A 20,504-nucleotide genomic window follows, 5' to 3' on the forward strand; every position below is an offset into this window, starting at 1 on the left:
TAGGAGAATGCTTGGACAATGGAAACAAGACAGTCGATTTTGTATTGACTGCCTTGTTTCCATAGATAGTTCTCTATTTTTCGTTTCGCAGAGCTTCAAAAGTAATCATTTGATTTGCATTTGACGGTTCTTTTTCATAAACATATTCAGCAGAGCAAGTAATGTTAGAGAAACCTATACTTTCTAAAAGGAGTTTAAACTCTACTATTCCATACCAGCGCAGCGCAAAACGTTGTAACTCTGTTTGTACTAGCTGTCCTTTACTCCACTTTTCATATTTCAAATATGATACAGTAACTTGGTTCAGCCAATCTATTTCAATTGATTTATTTTCTAATGTGATTCCGTCTCCACTCGGCAAAGAAAAAGTCGATGTATGAATTTCCCCAGTCTTCCAGTCATTCGGAAGCATAATATCTACGATTAATCGTCCGCCTGGATTAAGATGTTCATAAAAACATTTCAATGCGTTTATAGAATCCACACGATTTTCAATTAAACAAAAAGATCCAGTAGGAATGATAATTGCCTCATATTTATGCGGAAGTGAAAATTGTTGCAAGCTTCCTTCATATAAATTAGGATGTAAGCCTCTCTCTTTACACCGCTTACGGCAAGAATCAAGCATTTCAGGTGAATAATCTATCCCATCCACTTTAAAACCAGCCTCTAGAAGCGGAATGATGACACGCCCTGAACCTACTGCAGCTTCGAGAATTCTACCTCTACAATCTTTTAAACGTTCTTTGTAATACTCAATATCACCATTTAAAGAATAACCGACTGGTTTTGTGTAATCATACAGTTCCGTACAAAGTGTACTATAAAAACTAAACATTTATTTTCTCCTCCGTTTTTACGTACGGAAGATTCCAATTCAACTAATCTTCTCGTACCTCTAGTTTTAATGAGATTTCGAAAGAGCTTACTGTCATATTATATCACTCACTTTCCATAGAATATAATGATATTGTATTACATAACCTTCCAATTTGAAATATAAAATTAAAAATTCAGACTATAAAACAAAAAGCTTACTTTAGTAAGCTCTTTGGAAAAAATATTTATTTCACAATCGGCAATGTCACTTCACTTAATTTCACTGTAAGTTTCGTGCCCGCTTTCGGTCTAATTGTATAATCATAGTCGCTAGCAATTAAAACGACCCCTATTTGATGTCCAGCTTTAAAGACATAATCATCTGGCTGCATGTCCCATATAAATGTATAATCTTTGCCCGGTTGAATCGCTGTTGAATCTTCTATATTATTCAAGTTTTGTGGATCCATCCAGCCCCTCGTTACGATTTCCGGCTTCGTTCCTCCATAGTCAACAAGTAATGCTGTTAAATTTGATACAGATCGATCAATATTTCCTGTAATTGAAATCTTTGGTGTACCACTTATGCGTGTATCTTTTTGAAGTACAGGCATTGTATATACTAATCGATTGGCTACTTCTAATTCTGGGTTTGCTACTAATTGATTTGATTTCATTTGTGCATCATCTAAGAATGAGAAAACTTTATTAGCCGATCCCATACTTAGTGGGAAATTGACTGATTTATTACTTAAATACATACGGATTTTTGAAGGTACAGCCGCTGGATCTGGCCAATTTTTTATCTTTTGCCACGATTTATTTTCTCTTTGCACATCAACCATTGGTTCATCCATAATTCCATTTTCAATTCCGTACAACCAATAATCTAACCATTTATTTTGTGTTTGCTGCCAGTTATTACTTGATGTCCCACCATGACCACCTTGGTGTAGCCACATTTTACGAGGAACATTATTTTCTCCGAGTGCATCCCACCATTGCGCGAACTGCTTCGTCTTAACATTCCAATCATTTAAACCATGAACAACAAATACGCTTGCTTTTACATTTTTAGCATCTTTTACATAATTGCGTTTATCCCAAAAATCATTATAATTACCTGTTTTTCGGTCTTGTCCAGCCGTTAACTCTTTTATAACTTGTCCGCAAACTTCAGGATTTTCCCTTGTCAGTACTGCTTCTGCCATATTATCTGTATCTTCTCCTTGATATCCGCCTGGCGCAATTACTGCACCATTTGCACGATAATAATCATACCAACTACTAATTGCTGCGATTGGAATAATTGTTTTTAAACCTTCAACTCCAGTAGTCGCAACAGCATTTGGTAGTGTACCATTATAAGAAACTCCAGTCATACCTACATTTCCTGTAGACCAATTTGCCTGAACTTCCTCACCCTGTTCTGTAAATGCTTTCGCGCGACCGTTTACCCAATCAATAACAGACTTTGTACCGAGTATTTCTTGTTCATCTCCAGTTGTAGGGCATCCATCTGATTTTCCAGTACCGATACTTTCGCCTAGAATAACTGCATAACCTCTTGGCACGTAATAGTTCCCATACGAACCAAGATTAACCGCTCCATACGGTTTTCCTTCATACGCATACAATTCTTCATCTACATTATATACAGGAACATCTTTTAATCCAGATCGATATGGACTCATTTCATAAATAACAGGAACCTTCACATTCGAATCTGTCTTTGGACGCATAACTTTTATCGATACTCTGTCTTTCTTACCGTCGCGATCACTATCAACTTCTGTCTCTACATATAAATTTTCGATAATAGCTTCATCGAGAGAATAAATCGGCTTTGTCATCCCGTTTTCTAATTCAATTTTCGTATTTTTAGTCTCTTCTTTCTTCTCTGCATGCACATCCATAGTAAAGCTAGGTATAATTGTTGCAGATAGCATTGCTGACAGTGTAATTGCCATTTTCTTTTTACTCAAAATGTTCCCTCCCCTTATTCGTTCTCTTTTACTATATAACAAAATAACTGAAAATTCAGTTTTATTTTGTTATAATAGTTGAGAAACTCAAAGATTTCTTGTTAAATAAAATTTAATGCAGGTGTGAAAGTATTTTCCCACTCCCAGCTTCTATATAAAGTGAGCCCTCACCAATCGGGCGTTTACGGGCAGCGGGGCCCCCACCTAATTTCTTTGCTTCCGCTGAATTTTGAGTTTTGGGGTCTTACTGCCCGGCAAATAGCCGGAAAAATAGAGAAAAAGACAACCGATATTTCTATCGATTGTCTTACATTCCATTTATTATTTTTCTAACTCTTTAAAGGTATCTTTCAAGTCTTTATCAGATACTTTTATATCTGCATTTTTAAGCAGATCTCTAGTAACTTGTTGATGGAATTGAGGATCTTGTATACGTTGCTGTTCTAATTCTTTACGAATATTCTCTTTCTCTTCCTCATACGGTTTAAGCTCTTTTTTATCCGTTAACTTAATAATATGATATCCGAAAGAAGATTTAACAGGTTCACTCAATTGACCAACTTCTAACTTATATGCAGCATCCTCAAATTCTTTCACCATCATACCTGGTCCAAATTCAGATAGTTCTCCACCTTTTTCTTTAGAACCTGGATCCTCTGAATATTGTTTAGCCAATGCCGCGAAATCTTCGCCACTATTTAATTTTTCTTTAATTTCTTTTGCTGTCTTTTCATCTTTCACTAAAATATGGCTAACTTGAAGCTTTGGCTTATAGTGATCTTTAATATCTTTTTCCGTTACGGTTGCTTTAATAGCTTTTTCAAAAGCGAAAGTAAGCTTTAATTTCTCTTTCAACTGATCTTCATTTTTCACACCATTAGATTCCATATATGTATTAAAATTATCGCCCATCTTGTCTTTTAATTCTTTCAGTTGTTTCGTTACCTCTTCATCCGTAACTTTATATTTATCATTTAATACTTTCTCTACTACCATTTCAGATAAATTCTGTTTACCATAGTTTTCTTTTAATTTTTTGTTAAAATCACTTTCTGAAATGCTTCCTGATTTTGTAGTTACAATATTATCTGATGAACCACATGCAGATAAAGATAACGTCATCCCCATTAAAATGCTACCAATTACTAATTTCTTTCTTTTCAAATCCGAATACCTCACTTCATTAAATTCAAATGTAACTATGTAAATATAACGTTTCCCTGTGAACTTCACGTGAATTTAATGAAAGTAGAACATTTGCTAATTCTCCATTTAATACATCAATTTCGAAAATTTTGGTGATTCATCCTGTATCGCTAACCTCTAAAGCTGCAAAAAGGACTAAATTTTCATTAGTCCTTTTTCACATTTATATAAAATTGAATTTCTCCATTTATAGAGGAAACTCCATATTCAAAACCATGTCTTTCTAAAATACTTTTCACTATCGCTAGTCCTAATCCTGTACCTGATTTTTCTTTACTACGAGAAGATTCTAGTACGTAAAAAGGCTCCCAAATTTTCTCGATATCTTTAATTTTATCCGTATGAATGCCATTTTTTATTTGAAAATATATACTTTTATTTCTATCTTCTAAAGTAATTATTATGCTTTGATTTGCTGTATATTTTATTGCATTAGAAATTAAATTTTGAAATACCATTCTCATTTTATTTAAATCTGCATAAACGATTGTATCACCCGTATTACAGTTTACTTGTAAGTCAATTGCTTTCGAATCCAGGTCAATCTGATGCTTATCTAATATACTCTGGACCAGTGGTTCAATGGGGAATTCTTCTTTTTGTAAAATATCTCTTTCTAGTTTAGAAAATCGTAATAGTTCTTCAATTAAGTTTGATATTTGATCTGTTTGTTTAATAATTGTATCTACATAAGTCCCATCATCTAATCCATCTTTAATCCCCATAGAGTATGCTTTTACTAATGCGATCGGTGTCTTTAATTCATGCGTTACATCACCCATAAATCGTTTTAAATGTTCATTACGATCAGTTAAGTCTTGATGTGCTTCATGTAGTTTTTCACTCATGATATTAATACTATTGGCCAACTCTCCTATTTCATCATTCGTTTTCACTTTCGTTCTTTTAAACTGCAAATGTGAAATATCCTGAGCCACATCACTTAGCTCCTTCAGTGGCGTCGTTATTATTTTTGAAAGTATCCACACAAGTAAAATAATAAGAAGGAGCGAGAAACATACGATGTATAAGTAAAATGTATTTAACGTATTTATAATTTCATTTGAATTCGCAATGGAAGTCCCAATTAAAATTATCGTATCATCTTTCGCAATATATTTAGCAAAAAAACTCGCTTTTACCTTTCCTTGATCGTACAGTTTATTCGATTGCCCTTCCGTCTTCACTTTCATAACTTCGTCTTTCGTAATCCAAAGCTTATTTAAAGTTACTTTCTTTTTCGTAAGTTGCATGCGTAACGCTTCGTTCATAGCATCTTCTGACTGATTAATTGGGGTATACGCAATTGTAACGTTATTTTCACTTTCAATTGTATGAATAACATCCTCTATATTTTCCACTGTTGTATTTTGTATTTGTGTTGTAAATTTATTTAAGTTTTCACGTGTTTTATAAATAGTATAGTTCGGTAAGAGATTGTTAATGAATAATAATGAAATCATAAAGATGAGAATAACAGTTGCAGAAATACTTAAAAATAACTTTTTCCCAAGTTTATTCACTTTGTTCCTCCAAACTATAGCCCAACCCGCGATGCGTCTTAATAATATTTTCTCCAATTTTTTTACGCAGCCTTCTTACATGTGTATCAACCGTTCTCTCTTCTCCAAAATAGTCAAATCCCCATACAATATCTAGCAATTTTTTACGAGTTAAAATCGTTCCTTTATGATTTAAAAAGCATTTTATTAATTCGAGCTCTGTTTTTGTAATTTCTAACTCTATATCATTTTTATATACTTTATTTTTGGCGAAATTTATCTTTACATCTTGTACTTGAATAATATCATCATGCTGAATAAGTTTTTTCGCTCGCGTAATTAGTACTCCTGGATGAAATGGTTTTTTCACGTACTCATCTGCCCCGCTTTGAAGCGCAGCTAATTCATCTTCGCTTTCACTTTTCGCCGTAAGCATTAATACTTTTACGCTTGAATTCTTTTTTATTTCCTGACAGACAGTAATACCACTATGTTTTGGCATCATCCAATCCAAAATAGCTAAATCAATTTTTTCATCATAAAATATTTGAAGTGCTTCCTCTCCGTCTTTTGCTAATAAAACTTCGAAGCCTTCTTTTTCAAAATAAGCTTTTAAAATTCTTAACATATCTTGTTCGTCATCTGCAATTAAAACTTTCATATTTTTTCCTCCATTGCTTTTAAACAAAAACCAATTGTATCATACAACATCTTTGTTACATGAATGTGACAGAAAAATATTTAAAGCTTTTGAGGGGATAGTAATGGTGAGGTGTTGTATTATGATAAAAAAAATCGGGGTCATTTCTCTTCTTTTATTTCTATTATCAACAAATGCATTAGCAAATACAAATCAACAAATTGAAGTGTTTGATTGTCAAAAAGAAATGGTCATTCAAAAACAATCTTTAGATCCAATAGTCCAAAAAGAAGCAGTTCAATACGCTAAAGCAATTACTGGTCCATTTAAAAACTTAAATGTCGTTCCAAAAGATGGCTATATGATAAAAATCCCATTATCTAAGCCGGTTTCTATTACTAATCAATGGTTACACACTACAATAGACGAAGTACTTATACTGCTCCCACTAAATGAAAAGCCTTATATTATGCTTTATGATGATGAAAATAATCCGCATTTTTATTATGTAAAAGGTAAACCAGGATTATTATTGAAACAAATGAACGTTAAAACGTAATTGACTGAAAAGGAGTCACCTTATAAGCTGAATTTTAAAAGCTAAGGTGCTCTTTTTTATAATAACAATTTAGTAAATGAAATTATAAAAGTTGTTTTTTAATATAAGGATCGCAACTTCATATATCAGCGATTTTTAAGATATATCGATTTACCAACTAAAATACCTGTCCGTCTATTCTTTTGGTAGCCACCTCGATAATACTTTGTAGTGACTAGATCCCTTATATAATCCCTCTTTTACAAATCCATTTGCAGTATAAAACGCATCTCCTTGCTTCGTGTCCGCATGTAATACAATCACTTCAAAATACTTTTCCGCATGACATAATAGTTGGTTTAATAATAAGTTCCCTAACCCTATACGCCGAAAATCCTTTGAAATATAAAATCTCCTTAACCGCCCAATCTTATTGTCTTTTGTGTACGGATCCTCATTTAAACCTCCAACTCCAATTAACATATCACCTCGGAAAACACCATATAAACATTCTCCAGTTTTATTGAATACATTTATTTTGTTTTTATATTCATTTATTATCCTTATAAGGAAATTAAAACCTTCTTCTTCACTCTCTTGAACGAGATGACTGAATTCATATTCCATTAAATTTTCTATTTGTTGAATATGTATATCTTTCAAGTCCATTCCCCCTAAGTACGAAAATATATAAAAATGCTCGAGAATCATTTATTCTGAGCATTTTTATGGTTGTTACTTTATTTAATTCATAGTGTGCGTATTCTTCACTTCAGATAATATCCCCTTCAACCCCATTAAGTCATCTATTACTATATCAGCCTGAGCAAGTTCATCTTCTTGCGCAAAATCAAAACTGCACCCAATTGCCAGTAAACCGTTGTCTTTCGCTGCATTTATATCAGATAGCCGGTCACCAACTACGGCTGCCTCTTTTATATCATATTTGTTCATAATACTTTTAACTAAGTCACCTTTATTTAGCGATTGTATTTGTTCAATACTAAACGTTTCAGTCACCCACTTGTCTAAAGCATAATAAGTTACGATTGCTCGTAAATATTCTTTCAAACCATTACTAGCAATGTAAATGGAACAATTATTTTCTTTTATATATGTAAATATTTCTTTTACATTTGGATATAAAGCGCCTTTTCCGCTTTTTATGTTTTCAATAAGTCTATCTAAAAAATATGCATCTGTTTGTTCTCTTATTTCAATAGAATGGTCTGGTAATAAAGCTTCCCAAACTTTCGGTAACGGCACACCCATAATTTCTCTATATTTATCAATTGGTGTTACTGTATCCCATAATTGTAATGATCTTAAGTGATCAAAAGTATCATCTAATGATAATTCTAAAATTTTATCTGTTTGAAATAACGTACCATCCATATCAAAAATTAATGCTTGTAACATTCCTATCTCTCCTTTTGGACTATGGTTTTACCAGATATATTTTTAAGCATCTCAATAATAATTTCTGAGCAATAATTCGCGGCAGTTTTCGCGAAGTCATCATAAGAAATTTGAGCTTCATCATCTGCGCTGTCAGAAATACATCTTATAATGAGAAACGGTATATCATTTATATAGGCAACATGTCCAATTGCTGCCCCTTCCATTTCTGTACAATGAGGTGCGTATTCTTCTATTAATTTCGCCTTTAACTTTGAATCTTCAACAAAACATTCACCGCTGACAATTCTTCCTTCATGAACTGCAATCTGTAAACTACTACTAATACAAGCTTTACGTGCTAACTTTACCAATTCCTTACTTGCAATAAATTCCTCTTGGAACGGAAATAAGTTTTTCATTTGAGTTTTACTTACATCATGATGAGTAACATTCGTTGAAATAACTATATCGCCGACTTTTACATCTGAATGTAATCCGCCAGCAACGCCCGTATTAATGATAGAGTCTACATCAAATTTATGAATTAATGTTTGCGCGCATGCAGCTGCATTTACTTTCCCTACACCAGAACGTGTAATAATTACTTCTATTCCCATGAATTCTCCAATATAAAAAGGCATTCCCGCTATTGTCTGTTCCTCTTGTATAACTAGTTTTTCTAAAAGTAAATCTATTTCAATTTGCATTGCTCCAATAATGCCGATTCTGTTCATGTATGTAGTCTCCTCTTTATTTATAAGTCGGCCAATATATTATGTAATACACCATAATTTTCAGCTATCCAATTCATTTCATCTGCAAAGCGTGAAGGTGGTACACTATGCCGATCCATATTGGCATGGATCCACCAAGTACTCTCCATGTACCAAAGCATTTGAATTGCCCGAACAATATTCCCTACTGGAAAGTCTACTTCATTTCGGTACCCTTCTAAAAATGATGCAACAAGACTCTTATTTAATACTCCGTCACTTAATGCGCACGATATAACTACACGACCAATATCTAACTCTACATAATCGTAATCCATGCGATCAAAATCAAGAATCGCTGATACTTTATCATTATGAAACAAGAAATTATCTACCCATAAATCACGGTGCACCCATCCCCGTTGGCTATTATGAAATTGTTCTGTATTTACCAATTGTGTTGCTTCTTGCTGTAATTTTATATAAGGGAGAATGTGCTCTTTTCCTAGCTTCTCTACTTCTCTCATTTTTTCTTCCCAATGTTTCAATCTCGCCTCTTTAGTAGGTGGAACAAATTTAGGATTTTCTCCTTTTATTAAAGAGCCATCATTTAACAAGTTATGCATATAACCTATCGTCTGACCAAGAGAGTGAATTTCCTTTTGATTCACTTTTCCTGGTGAAACTAAGCTACCTTCCTTATGTTCTAATACTATAAATCTTTCATCACTTTTTGATATATGCATTACATTATTTTTATAAATTAATACCCTTGGACAACTTACACCATTATTATGTAATCTTTGCTGTTGTTGTAATGCTTGTATTAAAAGGTCTGAGTTATACATTTTGTACCGTTCTTGATTATATTGCTTTAATACAAAATCCCCTGCATCCGTTTCGAGTTTCCACTTCAAATTTAGCCAACCACGGTGAATAGGTATTGCATTTCGAATTTTAAATTCAAATAAAGTTTCACATTCTACTTTCAGCTCTTGAAAAATCATTGTAGCTTTTTCATTAGATAACGGCTCTATCATCTTACTTATCCTTTCTTAGCTTGGCATTCCTTTCACACTCTCTAACATAACCGACAATAAAAATTTCGGAAGTACAAGTTGCCTCTTCAATCTTTTCGGCTGTGAGAGTAACCTATACAGCCATTCAGTTCCAGTATCCCTCATCATTTTCGGTGCTCTTTTTACAGTACCAGATATTATATCAATCATGCCTCCGATACCAATAGATAGCGGAACGTTTAATGTTTGTATGTTTTCATAGATGAACTCTTCTTGTTTTGGTGAACCTAGTCCTACGAGTAGTAAATGCGGCTTGAATTGCTTAATTTTTATTTTTATTTTTTCTATTTCTTCACCATTTACAAATCCATGCTGTCCTTTAAACTGTGCTCCTGGGAACTGCTCATTTAATTTTTCTAATGCCTTTTTATTACTTTCTGGAGCGGCTCCAAAAAGAAAGACACGATATTCATTGTCGTTACAATATTTTATTAAATCACGAGTTAAATCCGCCCCAGTAACACGTTCTTTCAAAGTTCCTTTTAATATTTTCGAGCCAATTATGACACCAATCCCGTCCGCTGTTATTAAATCCGCAGATAGTAACATCTTTTTAAAGCGCTTTGCTTTTTCCGTATTTTCCCTTGCAGACATAACAATTTCAGGATTTGCAGTTACTACAAACCTTGGTTTCTCTTGCTGCTCATGTAGCCAACCTTTTAATAAACTTATAGCTTTTGCATATTCTAAAGTTGAAAAAGGTATACCTTTTATAAACTGTTGATCCACTATACTCTCCCCTTACATAAGCTGCAAATATTCATCAATGTCTTTAGAAATTTGAATAAAAGCCTTATTCCAAAATTCATAATTCCTTATATCTATTTCAAAATATTTTTTCATAAGCTCCTCTACTGGAGCCTTTCCTGTTTCTCGTAAAAACTCTTTATATTTCGGATGAAAAGTACCTTTACTTTCTTGAGCTATTTCTAATAAACTAAAACTTACTAAATATCCAAATGTGTATGGATAATTGTAAAAAGGAACATCTGCTATATAAAATTGAATATATTTCATCCATACAAACGGCTGGTATTCACTTAAAGCATTTCCATATGCTTCTTTTTGTGCCATTATAGATAATTTCTCAATTTCATCAGCACTTAATGGACCCTCTTTACATTTTTCATAAAATGTTCTTTCAAACTGATACGATGCTCGTATTGCCATTACATAATTAAAACTATTTCTTATTTTCCAGCTAAGCAATGCCTTTTTCATATCTTTACTATCCGTTGTTTCAATTAGATAATTTAAGAGTACCGTTTCAAAGAAAATAGATGCTGATTCAGCCGTACTCATCGGCAAATAATCATCTAAAAAAGATGTAGATTGTTCAAAACTCATATTATAAAAATGCCAAGCATGTCCTAATTCATGAGCGAGCACTCTTACACTATCTATACTCCCATCATAACGCATGGAGATTCTCGATTCTTTCTCACTGAAAAATGGAGCACAAAACCCACCTGATGGTTTATTCTCTCTCGGTTCAGCATCTATCCATCCACTTTCTATCGCATTACGTGCAAATTCTGCTAATTCTTCATCAATATTCTTACATGCATCATAAACGTTTTGTACTGCTACTGAAAAAGGAATAGTAACCTCATTACTTTCCTTTACTGTCATAAGTTCATGCCATGTAATCGAAGCCTTCCCTTTCTTATACATGTTTAAAGCACTTACTAATTTATCAAGATTTTCTTCTGTCACATTCCACATTTGTAATAATACAGTTTCTGAAATGCCATTCGCATGAAAAGATTGTGTTAAAATCTCTCTATCTTCTATTTCATTACTCTTTATATTACGCAATCTCCCTATTTGATTTAATACAGTAGCAAAGATTTCTTTTTCCTTATGTAAAGTACTTGTAAGTAACTCGAATACTTCTAATCTTTCCTTTTCATTATCACTATTCATTGCAATAGTATTTGCTTGTCCAAAGGATAATAGTTTATTATTGTGCTCTATTTCTATCCTATCCCGTAATTGTATGTACATATTTTCCCACGCATTAAGCCCATCTTTTATTAACTTAGTATTATCTGAAGTTTCCACTTCATTATGTTTTATTACTTGCTGTACTTCACTTTTTAGTTCCTTCACTTTCACAGTCAATTTAGTAAGGTCAGATGAAACACTTTCTTCAACCGATTGACAGTACAAATAGTATTCTGCTTTTTCAATAGCTTGTATAAGCTTTGAAAGAATCTCTACATCTTTTGTTACAAAATATTGCTCTTTCAACTCCAAAATCGGAAATAGAATATCCTCATTCAAATACAGTCGATTTAAATCCCATCTAGCAATTTCTTGCATTTTTATAGCCGCCTCCTATTTTTACAAATAGTTACAGATATTTCTCCCTACACAATTATATATGAAATAACAAAATTTCGATATCATTAAATATTCAGATTCCTATAAATACATTCTTATTTATACTCTTTTCTTCTACCATTAAGTATCATTCCACATATAAAAAATACTCCCTCTACAAGATTGCATTTGATATAGGAAAACTTCAAAGATTTTATCTTCATCAATACCATAACGACCGATTATCACAGATTAAAAAATAAAAAAGGATTGATCAAAAGATCAATCCTTTACTCTACTTCATTTAAGAAAAATAACGTTATAACGCCAGGTCCTGTATGTGCTCCGATTGCTGCACCAATTGTATTTACGATAAATACTTCACAGCCAAATCTTTCCGTAATTAATGCTTTTAATGCTTCAGCTGTTTCTAAATCGTCACCGTGAGTCATACCGATTGTTTGACCTTTAAGGTCTTTACCACGCTCTTCCATAATATCAACAATACGGCTTAATACTTTCTTTTTCCCTCGTACCTTTTCAAGTGGTACAAGTTTTCCTTCTTCCACGTTTAAGATTGGCTTAATGTTTAGTAAACCACCGATAAAACCAGCTACTTTACTTAAACGTCCACCTCTAACAAGGTACTGTAAGTCAGCTACAGTGAAGATGTGCTCCATATGGTTCATTAGAAAATCGACACGGTTTAAAATATCTTCTTTTGATGCGCCGTCTTTTGCCATTTTAGCAGCTTCTAAAACGACAAGACCTTGACCAAGCGAAGCACATTTCGTATCAATAATTTCTAAATCTAAATCTGCATATGTTTCTTTTACTTCCTCTTTAATGACAACTGATGATTGATATGTACCAGACAGTTCAGATGAAAAAGCTAAATATATACAAGGATTACCTTCTTTTGCATAAGAAACAAATTTTTCTTGGAAAGTTTCAAGTGAAGGCAATGACGTTCTATAAACAGCGCCTTCTCTCATTTTTTGCAATAATGTAACTGACTCTAATGTTACTCCATCTAAATACTCTGTTTCTGCTTCATCATATACACGGAGTGGAATTAAATCAATATCATATGCTTGCAGCAATTCTACTGGTAAATCCGCCGCACTATCCGTAATGATTTTAACACCCATTTTTAAACCTCTATTCTGTTATAAATATAAAATAATAAAATAAAAATAGTACTTTTAAATTATATACGTAAAACTTAAATGAAGAAAGGAAAACACTTTATATTGTATGCACTATTCTTCAAAACTTGAACTATTAATGAAAATTATGCGATTCCAACTACTTTTTTCCTAAAATTATTTTCTATATAATGAAAATAGCGCAAGTTGGCCAAAGGAGGATGCACATGAGTATTCAACTAGCTACATCTAATGATTTAGAATGGATTAATAATCAATATGAATCGATAGGATTTGTACGAAGTGATTTAAAGAGAGATAAAGTTGCAATTATTACATATAACAATGAGTATGCAGGTGTTGGACGATTAGTCCAAATAGATACAGATACTTTAGAAATGGGTGGAATTTTTATTCTGCCTCAATTTAGAGGGCTACAATTAGCTGGTGAGCTTGTTTCATTTTTAGTAGAAACTGCGAGAAAATCACAAATACAAGATGTATATTGTCTTCCTTTTGAGGAATTAGAAAACTTTTATAAGAAATATGGCTATACTGAAGTCGATACTACGAAAGAAGCAGTCCATCCAATTATTCTAAAAAAATATAATTGGTGTTTGGAGAACTACGAAAAACACGTTCTACTATTTAAATTGTAAATGTAATAAAGCGAAACTTTAATCAGTGGGGGTTTTACTGCCCGTTAATGCGGGATAACAAAGTATATTCTCAATCGTTTTTCTATCAGTACTCCTAATTGGAACCTAAGGATTAATTAAAGATATTTTATCTCTCCTTTTATAAATGGCTGATTAAAACTTAATGTTCCGTCAATACTATAGGTAACATGATTGTATTTCTCCATTCTCCCTTGGAGAGGAGCAGTAAGCTTTTGCTAGCTGCTCTTTTATTTTTTCAAAAAGTCACATAAATATCTTTAATTCCGAACATTCAAAAGATGAAATGTGTTAAAATTGTTATGAAGATATTTACCAACTAATAAATGCGCCCTAGACTTACGTACTAGGGCGCATTTATTTTTTAGTATGTAATTCCTTCACTCATCTATTATCCACAAAATAAGTATCATACGCTTTATCAAAAACATATCCTAACTTTTCTGCTAGGTTAGCAGATGTAGTATTCGCTGCGTCCCAGTTTGGATACTTTCCATTTTCTAAGCAATCCAATATAAGAGCTGCACTAACTACAGTTGCCAAACCTTTTCTTCTATGATTGTGATCAGTCGCAACTTCAATTTCAATTCCATCATTATAAATACTATACGAGGTTGCACCGCATACAACTTCTCCGTTATATAAAATGCTATAACCTATACCACGGTTTATATAATCTTCTACCGACTGAAATTGACTTGTAAAATCTTCGGAGATCTTATGTAATGTAGGGCTATTTGCGATATGCTCATCTATTCTTTTTAACTCATATCCTTTTGGAAGTGTTGATATAAAAGATTGTAATTTTGAACGATTAAAAACTTCTGGATTTCGTTTGAATTTATAACGTAAAAACTTATCTATTTTTCTTTCATGGAATGTTTCTAGGCGTTGTTTCCACTCTTCACTATTTACGATAACTAAAATTCTTTCTGGAATATTACGTAATAACTCTTCTGTTTCTTGCACATTTGGGTCTCCAGCGTAAAATGTGAAAATTCCTACCGTAACTTGTGCTACTGTTGGATTTTCAAGATCATTTACCCAAGCAGTACCCATATGTCCTTGTAAATAAGAAAGTAAAACAACGTTATTGAAATCATCAAACATAGAAACTAGTTTTTTTCTTGTACGTATATTCGCTTCATATATCATTTACATTCCCGCCTTCTTCAAAATCAATCGTATTCTAAATCTTTAAGAATCAACTTATATAATTTTTCAATCAACCACTTACCATATAAGCAAACACCTATTAAACTAAAATTTTATATAATTATAAATTATTCACAAATATAAAATTATTATAACATCTAATAAAAAAAGAGTATCTCACTTTTTAAACTTTAGAATATACATCGTGTATGTATAAACCCTCAACATAATGTATGAGGATTTATCAAAAAATGCGTTATAACTCCTTATTAGAAATAAAAGATTCCGTCTCACCGTTCTTATATATCTTAGTCAATTTAACAACCGATTTGTACGTGTTATCGTCATCCTTTATCATTTTTTTCAGCTCTTCTATTTCGATATTACCAGTTCCACTCTCTACTTTTAAACAATTTGAAATGTTTAAGTATCCACTAGATGCGAAAAGAATAATGAATGTAATATCAGGAAAATTAATGAATAGTATTCCAAACTTCAAAGGGTTCGCAGCAGTATCCGATAAAACTAATCGAAAATCTAACAGTTCAGGTACTTGAACAAAATCCTTAGAAACAATTGCTTCACCTACGATTGCAACTTGCTTTACTATATTCCCAAGTTCATCTGTAAATTCAGTACATATAGGTGCATCAATTGTTTTCGCTTGTAAAGATAAATTTAATTCTGGATTATGAAAATCGAAAAAGATTGTGCTCCCCTCTGTTAAACATTGCGGGCACACATTTCCTAGCAAGCTAAAGTCCTCTTCAATATATTTAACTTTCGATTTGCAACTACAAACTTTTCCTATTCGGATTGCATCAATTTTTGAGCAATCTACAAATATAACCTCACTGTCTTCTTGTACAAATGATACAATCCCTTTCATCACATTAAACGAAAGAAAATAGGATACAACGATTTCGTTTCCTGCTATTACAATACTTTCAACTTTAGTATACGGTTCTAGACTTTGTAAAAATTCACATATACTATTTTGGCAACATCCACAATCACGTTTCGGCTCACAATCCACTTACACTCCATCCCTTCTTTATATAGAATAGCTAATACATATATATGAAAGGAAAACAAAAAAGCTTGGACAATATAACTTTAACGTAGGAATATCGTTACCTATTCATAATATTAGTAAGGGAATTACACCAATAATGAGTAATAACACATAATTTTTACTATAAATACATATAACAATTTCATCTTTCATGAAAAAAACGTTATAATGAAGTGTAGCCTCTACGATTACGTTATAAAGGAGATTAAAACAATGGCTAAAATTAAAGTATACCAAGTAAAAGAAGAAAATATGGACGCAGTAAAAAACATCATTGATGTTGAGGAACAAAACCCAACTGCTGAAAACTTACAAAATCTATACGCATGTGTATTAGAAACTGAAGATATGGCATTGCCTGAATCATACATTGAAGAAGATATCTTAATTGATTCTATGGAAGTTATGGTTAACGCTTCTCAAAGCAAAGTAAGAGACTTAGGTGCATACGATGTAATCGAAGTTCAAAACAAAGGTAAGAAAACACAAATTTTATTACTTGCAGACGAAGAATACGAAATTATCGAAGGCTAATCTAACACCATACATACGAAAAAGCTCCTTTCCAATTGGAAAGGAGCTTTTTCATTACGCTTTTGATGTTTCGCTCTTTTTATTCTTTTGTTGTTTCTTAATTACCATGCGCTCATTTCCCATAAAGAAAATGAATATGAATGCTAATCCAGCTGGTACCAATGCCCACATGAATGTTTGAACAATTGAACTAGAAAGAGCATCAATAATCTTATCTAATATTTGCGGAGGGATTTGAGATCTTGCCGATTCTGATAAAATGGCTCTTGAATCCCCTAATGTGTTTGTATTCATTCCCCCGCTCATACCTTTAAATGCTTCTTCTAATTGATCTTGGAAACCTGTTCTTTGAATCATTCCGAAGATTGTAATACCAAGTGTCATACCTAATGAACGAATGAAATTACTCGTCGAAGTCGCAGATCCGCGCTGTTCCATACCGAAGTTGTGAATAGCTGCCATACTTAGTACAGAGAATGAGAAACCGACTCCAAATCCGATAATGATCATATACACTGTTAATAATGCACGACTTGTTTCTGGCGTTAATGTGCTTAATAAAAATAGTCCAATTAGCATAATAACCGCAGAAATGATCATAATGTTTCGGTAGCTAAGCTTTGTCGTTAAAAAACCACCTAACTGCGCTGTTACGACTGAGCCTAACATCATTGGTAAAAGTAATAATCCTGAGTTTGTTGCAGTGCCACCGTATACACCTTGAATGAATAATGGAATGTATACAGTTGCTGACATAAATGCAGCTCCGTAACATAAAGCAATAATTGTACTCATTCCGAACAAACGTTGTTTAAACATCTCAAATGAAATGATCGGTTCTTCTACTTTACGTTCAATAAAAATGAATGCAATAATTAAAATAACGAATCCACCAAATAAACTTAAAATAAAGTTAGAATCCCAATCATACTTTTGTCCGCCAAGTTCAAGCGCAAACATTAAAGAAACTACTGCACCAACTAAAGTAATTGCGCCAAACCAATCAATTTTTTGCTTTCTATGAACTCGTGACTCTTTATAAAAGAATGTAATAAAAATAAGTGCTAAAACGCCAAGCGGTAAGTTAATATAAAATACCCAGTGCCAGCTTATGTAATCTGTAATATACGCACCAAGCAACGGACCAAAAATACTCGATAAACCAAATACTGCTCCGAATAAACCACCCATTTTCCCGCGCTTTTCAGGAGGGAAAATATCAAAAACGATAGTAAACGCGATCGGCACTAATGCCCCGCCGCCAATACCTTGAATGGCACGATAAATCCCTAACTGTGTAATATTTTCAGCAGTACCACAAAGCGCCGAACCAATCATAAAGACGATTAAACCGAAAATAAAGAACCTCTTTCTACCATACATATCTGATAGTTTTCCGAATATCGGCATACCTGCCATTTCTGCGACCATATAGGCAGAAACGACCCATACAAAGTTTTCAAGGCCTCCTAAATCACCAACGATTGTTCCCATCGCTGTTACGACAATGGTATTATCCATTGATGCCATTAAAATACCTAGCAATAAGCCCGCTACAACAAAGCCGAGCTTATTATTCTTTTCAACCATAACCTTGCTCTCCCTCGTACTACTTATATTTGTTTATGTTCCTTTACGACTGCATTACCTTTTTGATTAAAACTAGTATGATATTCTACAACACTAATTTCACATCCGGGACCAATTGTAACATTATTTCCTCTTACTACTTCAGCAATCGTATGCTCTAAATAAATCTCATCTCCTTCAATGATAGACGTTTGGAGGCTTCCAGCATGATTTGTAAATGGAATAAATCTCGCTTTTTTACGAACGGTAATCTTCTTACCGCCAATTTCTCTTACTTTGCTACCTTCATAACGAAGTGAAATTTCAATATTTTCAGCATTAAGTAATCCATCACTTTCAAGGCCACCAGTTAGTGACAGTTCTTCAACTTCAATATCTCCTTTTACATTTAAAGCGCCTTTCACGTCTACGAAATCACCAGTTAATTTCCCCTTAACTTCTATCATACCTCTTACTTTTATTTTTTCAATATGAGCATCACTATGCATTTGTGTATTTCCGTATACTTTTACATATTCCGCATCTACATTTCCTTGTACTTCACTATCTCCATACACGACATAACTTTTCACTTTCATATTACCGCACACTTCACTCGTGCCGTACGTTTTAAATTCATTACAGCTCATGTCATTAGAAATCGTTCCTTCACCGCGAATCTTCACTTTATTATAATCTCCGCCTGCTGAACTACCAGAACCATTAACAGTAAGACTATGTTGATGTTCCATATCATTTTCTCCCTTCCATTAAATCTGCTTCATTTCTTTTACATTTGCGCTTTTATCAACAGTAAGAACACCCGTATATTCGATCAGTTCAATCTCACAGTTCGGTCCTACCGTAACATTATTTCCTCTTACCGTTCTTATGTGAGCATAATCAATATCGATATTGTCACCTTCTAATAGTTCAGCCTCTAATTGCATACCAAATACTGATTTAAACAGCCTACTAAAAGTACTTAGTCTATGTTTTACTTTAATCGTTTGACCACCAATTTCTTTCGCTCGACATGTACCGTGAATATTAATATTTATTTCATCAGCGCTTAGTAATCCACCAATTGTAAATTGTCCTTCTGAAGAAAACGTATCCACTTCACAATTACCATCAATTGTCGCTTGACCATTGACTTTAAATTCTTCACCAGTGACATTTCCACCTACCGTACCTTTTCCTGCAATTTTCAAACTGTTTGCCTTCACATCTTGCGTAATTGTTGCTTTTCCATCAATTCGCATCGTTTCAGCATGAACTGTACCGTCGATTTTACCTGATCCACTAATTCTTGCATTGCTACTTTTCAAATTTCCAGTAACGGCACCGTAACCGTTACATTCAAATTGGTCACATTCAACATTTCCATTCACAGTACCTTTTCCGTTTAATTGCACTTTATGAAACTCGCCACCATTCGATGAACCGTAACCATTTATTATCAAATTATCTGTACGCATACTTTCTCCTCCACTACAACAATTTCGTTTTTAATGCTTCGGTATATTTCATAATCGCTTCGCGTAAAACGATTTTAGTGCCTTTTTCAAAAATTAAATCTTCCACGTTTGAAACTAATAAACATGTAGAAATCCCTAACTTTCGTACAATGATTAAATCACAATTTTTATGTTTAATTGCTTCATAATTTTCACGTAAAACTTGCAAGACCATTTTTCCTTCTTCTAAACTAATATCTCCCGATTGTAATAATTCTTCTAACATGTACACATAAAGAATATCTACAAATTGAAACTCTGCTGTTTTATTCGTTTGTTCTATGAAAAATTGTAAAACTGGTTCTGATGCAATCCCCTTACGTAAAATGTCTTCCTTTGTTAAAAGAATTTCTCTCACACTCGGTGAAAACATATTCGCTAGTTCATCAAGTGATAAATCCTCTTTCATCGTTTGGATTTTATCAATACGCTCTAATATCTTTTCTTTCGGAAAAAATGTCTCTTGACCCGTGAATGTTGACTTTCGTACAAACCAATCTTCCGGTATTAAATTTTTTCTTTTCCACCTATATAACTGTCCGTATGAAATGCCAGTTAGTTCTAATAAATCTTTTTTTGAAATCAAATCTGTACTCAACTGTATAACACTCCTTCCTG

The 20,504-nt window shown here is 33.1% G+C and carries 21 protein-coding genes; 3 read left to right on the top strand and 18 right to left on the bottom strand.

Going from position 1 to position 20,504, the window contains the following annotated elements; genetic code table 11:
• Positions 1-73 precede the first annotated feature (73 nt).
• The 5 genes from IBT51_RS12575 to IBT51_RS12595 form a co-directional block, all read right to left on the bottom strand.
• Positions 74-838, bottom strand: a complete 765-nt coding sequence (locus tag IBT51_RS12575) for a class I SAM-dependent methyltransferase (RefSeq protein ID WP_200458260.1) — start codon at positions 836-838, stop codon at positions 74-76.
• A 226-nt stretch (positions 839-1,064) separates the two neighbouring features.
• Positions 1,065-2,804 carry a Xaa-Pro dipeptidyl-peptidase gene (locus tag IBT51_RS12580; RefSeq protein ID WP_078401829.1) on the bottom strand — a complete coding sequence of 580 codons (1,740 nt, stop codon included), beginning with the start codon at positions 2,802-2,804 and terminating at the stop codon, positions 1,065-1,067.
• 321 nt (positions 2,805-3,125) lie between these two features.
• Entirely contained in the window at positions 3,126-3,968 is an 843-nt protein-coding gene (locus IBT51_RS12585) for a peptidylprolyl isomerase PrsA (protein WP_001987511.1), read from the bottom strand.
• 188 nt (positions 3,969-4,156) lie between these two features.
• Entirely contained in the window at positions 4,157-5,533 is a 1,377-nt protein-coding gene (locus IBT51_RS12590; protein ID WP_088023855.1) for a sensor histidine kinase, read from the bottom strand.
• Positions 5,526-6,173 carry a response regulator transcription factor gene (locus IBT51_RS12595; RefSeq protein ID WP_000865979.1) on the bottom strand — a complete coding sequence of 216 codons (648 nt, stop codon included), beginning with the start codon at positions 6,171-6,173 and terminating at the stop codon, positions 5,526-5,528. Before IBT51_RS12595 ends, IBT51_RS12590 begins: the two co-directional genes overlap by 8 nt.
• Before the next feature lie 121 nt (positions 6,174-6,294).
• On the opposite strand from IBT51_RS12595, the gene IBT51_RS12600 reads away from it, so the two are divergent.
• Positions 6,295-6,711 carry a hypothetical protein gene (locus IBT51_RS12600; protein WP_000591776.1) on the top strand — a complete coding sequence of 139 codons (417 nt, stop codon included), beginning with the start codon at positions 6,295-6,297 and terminating at the stop codon, positions 6,709-6,711.
• Between the two features lie 174 nt (positions 6,712-6,885).
• Here the strand turns inward: IBT51_RS12600 and IBT51_RS12605 are convergent, their stop codons facing one another.
• From IBT51_RS12605 to IBT51_RS12635, 7 genes are all read right to left on the bottom strand, one after another.
• The gene (locus tag IBT51_RS12605; protein WP_141548238.1) at positions 6,886-7,401 is read right to left on the bottom strand and encodes a GNAT family N-acetyltransferase; all 516 of its coding nucleotides are present in this window, start codon (positions 7,399-7,401) and stop codon (positions 6,886-6,888) included.
• A 33-nt stretch (positions 7,402-7,434) separates the two neighbouring features.
• A complete protein-coding gene (locus IBT51_RS12610; protein ID WP_200458259.1) occupies positions 7,435-8,109 on the bottom strand; it encodes an HAD hydrolase-like protein in 675 nt (224 codons plus the stop codon).
• A gap of 2 nt (positions 8,110-8,111) precedes the next feature.
• Positions 8,112-8,825, bottom strand: a complete 714-nt coding sequence (locus tag IBT51_RS12615) for a 5'-methylthioadenosine/adenosylhomocysteine nucleosidase (RefSeq protein ID WP_078401875.1) — start codon at positions 8,823-8,825, stop codon at positions 8,112-8,114.
• 20 nt (positions 8,826-8,845) lie between these two features.
• Entirely contained in the window at positions 8,846-9,844 is a 999-nt protein-coding gene (locus IBT51_RS12620) for a phosphotransferase (protein WP_200458258.1), read from the bottom strand.
• 15 nt (positions 9,845-9,859) lie between these two features.
• Entirely contained in the window at positions 9,860-10,612 is a 753-nt protein-coding gene (locus IBT51_RS12625; protein WP_200458257.1) for a WecB/TagA/CpsF family glycosyltransferase, read from the bottom strand.
• A gap of 12 nt (positions 10,613-10,624) precedes the next feature.
• Positions 10,625-12,208, bottom strand: a complete 1,584-nt coding sequence (locus IBT51_RS12630) for a M3 family metallopeptidase (protein ID WP_200458256.1) — start codon at positions 12,206-12,208, stop codon at positions 10,625-10,627.
• A gap of 290 nt (positions 12,209-12,498) precedes the next feature.
• Entirely contained in the window at positions 12,499-13,359 is an 861-nt protein-coding gene (locus IBT51_RS12635; RefSeq protein ID WP_088023834.1) for a DegV family protein, read from the bottom strand.
• 224 nt (positions 13,360-13,583) lie between these two features.
• On the opposite strand from IBT51_RS12635, the gene IBT51_RS12640 reads away from it, so the two are divergent.
• Complete coding sequence (locus tag IBT51_RS12640; RefSeq protein WP_200458255.1) at positions 13,584-14,015, top strand: GNAT family N-acetyltransferase; 432 nt, start codon at positions 13,584-13,586, stop codon at positions 14,013-14,015.
• 402 nt (positions 14,016-14,417) lie between these two features.
• Here the strand turns inward: IBT51_RS12640 and IBT51_RS12645 are convergent, their stop codons facing one another.
• The gene (locus tag IBT51_RS12645) at positions 14,418-15,188 is read right to left on the bottom strand and encodes a GNAT family N-acetyltransferase (RefSeq protein ID WP_088023831.1); all 771 of its coding nucleotides are present in this window, start codon (positions 15,186-15,188) and stop codon (positions 14,418-14,420) included.
• Between the two features lie 256 nt (positions 15,189-15,444).
• Positions 15,445-16,224, bottom strand: a complete 780-nt coding sequence (locus tag IBT51_RS12650) for a BC_2878 family exosporium-associated protein (RefSeq protein WP_200458254.1) — start codon at positions 16,222-16,224, stop codon at positions 15,445-15,447.
• 252 nt (positions 16,225-16,476) lie between these two features.
• On the opposite strand from IBT51_RS12650, the gene IBT51_RS12655 reads away from it, so the two are divergent.
• Positions 16,477-16,797, top strand: a complete 321-nt coding sequence (locus tag IBT51_RS12655; RefSeq protein ID WP_001062741.1) for a hypothetical protein — start codon at positions 16,477-16,479, stop codon at positions 16,795-16,797.
• Between the two features lie 54 nt (positions 16,798-16,851).
• On the opposite strand, the gene IBT51_RS12660 is transcribed toward IBT51_RS12655, so the two are convergent.
• The 4 genes from IBT51_RS12660 to IBT51_RS12675 are packed head-to-tail and all read right to left on the bottom strand — an operon-like array spanning position 16,852 to position 20,484.
• Positions 16,852-18,387, bottom strand: a complete 1,536-nt coding sequence (locus IBT51_RS12660; RefSeq protein ID WP_000229635.1) for an MDR family MFS transporter — start codon at positions 18,385-18,387, stop codon at positions 16,852-16,854.
• Between the two features lie 23 nt (positions 18,388-18,410).
• Positions 18,411-19,118: a polymer-forming cytoskeletal protein gene (locus tag IBT51_RS12665; RefSeq protein ID WP_000401031.1), complete on the bottom strand. Its 708-nt coding sequence runs from the start codon at positions 19,116-19,118 to the stop codon at positions 18,411-18,413.
• Between the two features lie 18 nt (positions 19,119-19,136).
• The gene (locus IBT51_RS12670) at positions 19,137-19,847 is read right to left on the bottom strand and encodes a bactofilin family protein (RefSeq protein ID WP_001258371.1); all 711 of its coding nucleotides are present in this window, start codon (positions 19,845-19,847) and stop codon (positions 19,137-19,139) included.
• A 13-nt stretch (positions 19,848-19,860) separates the two neighbouring features.
• Positions 19,861-20,484, bottom strand: a complete 624-nt coding sequence (locus tag IBT51_RS12675) for a YhbD family protein (RefSeq protein WP_000102245.1) — start codon at positions 20,482-20,484, stop codon at positions 19,861-19,863.
• Positions 20,485-20,504 lie beyond the last annotated feature (20 nt).

The sequence above is a fragment of the Bacillus sp. S71 genome (assembly GCF_016625265.1).
In the GTDB taxonomy this organism is placed as follows: Bacteria; Bacillota; Bacilli; order Bacillales; family Bacillaceae_G; genus Bacillus_A; species Bacillus_A cereus.

Coding starts and splice junctions, on each gene's coding strand:
- IBT51_RS12600 (WP_000591776.1), top strand. CDS start 6,295: ATGATAAAAAAAATCGGGGTCATTTCTCTTCTTTTATTTCTATTATCA.
- IBT51_RS12635 (WP_088023834.1), bottom strand. CDS start 13,359: ATGGGTGTTAAAATCATTACGGATAGTGCGGCGGATTTACCAGTAGAA.
- IBT51_RS12670 (WP_001258371.1), bottom strand. CDS start 19,847: ATGCGTACAGATAATTTGATAATAAATGGTTACGGTTCATCGAATGGT.
- IBT51_RS12575 (WP_200458260.1), bottom strand. CDS start 838: ATGTTTAGTTTTTATAGTACACTTTGTACGGAACTGTATGATTACACA.
- IBT51_RS12630 (WP_200458256.1), bottom strand. CDS start 12,208: ATGCAAGAAATTGCTAGATGGGATTTAAATCGACTGTATTTGAATGAG.
- IBT51_RS12595 (WP_000865979.1), bottom strand. CDS start 6,173: ATGAAAGTTTTAATTGCAGATGACGAACAAGATATGTTAAGAATTTTA.
- IBT51_RS12610 (WP_200458259.1), bottom strand. CDS start 8,109: ATGTTACAAGCATTAATTTTTGATATGGATGGTACGTTATTTCAAACA.
- IBT51_RS12655 (WP_001062741.1), top strand. CDS start 16,477: ATGGCTAAAATTAAAGTATACCAAGTAAAAGAAGAAAATATGGACGCA.
- IBT51_RS12605 (WP_141548238.1), bottom strand. CDS start 7,401: ATGATTCTCGAGCATTTTTATATATTTTCGTACTTAGGGGGAATGGAC.
- IBT51_RS12660 (WP_000229635.1), bottom strand. CDS start 18,387: ATGGTTGAAAAGAATAATAAGCTCGGCTTTGTTGTAGCGGGCTTATTG.
- IBT51_RS12620 (WP_200458258.1), bottom strand. CDS start 9,844: ATGATAGAGCCGTTATCTAATGAAAAAGCTACAATGATTTTTCAAGAG.
- IBT51_RS12615 (WP_078401875.1), bottom strand. CDS start 8,825: ATGAACAGAATCGGCATTATTGGAGCAATGCAAATTGAAATAGATTTA.
- IBT51_RS12665 (WP_000401031.1), bottom strand. CDS start 19,118: ATGGAACATCAACATAGTCTTACTGTTAATGGTTCTGGTAGTTCAGCA.
- IBT51_RS12645 (WP_088023831.1), bottom strand. CDS start 15,188: ATGATATATGAAGCGAATATACGTACAAGAAAAAAACTAGTTTCTATG.
- IBT51_RS12640 (WP_200458255.1), top strand. CDS start 13,584: ATGAGTATTCAACTAGCTACATCTAATGATTTAGAATGGATTAATAAT.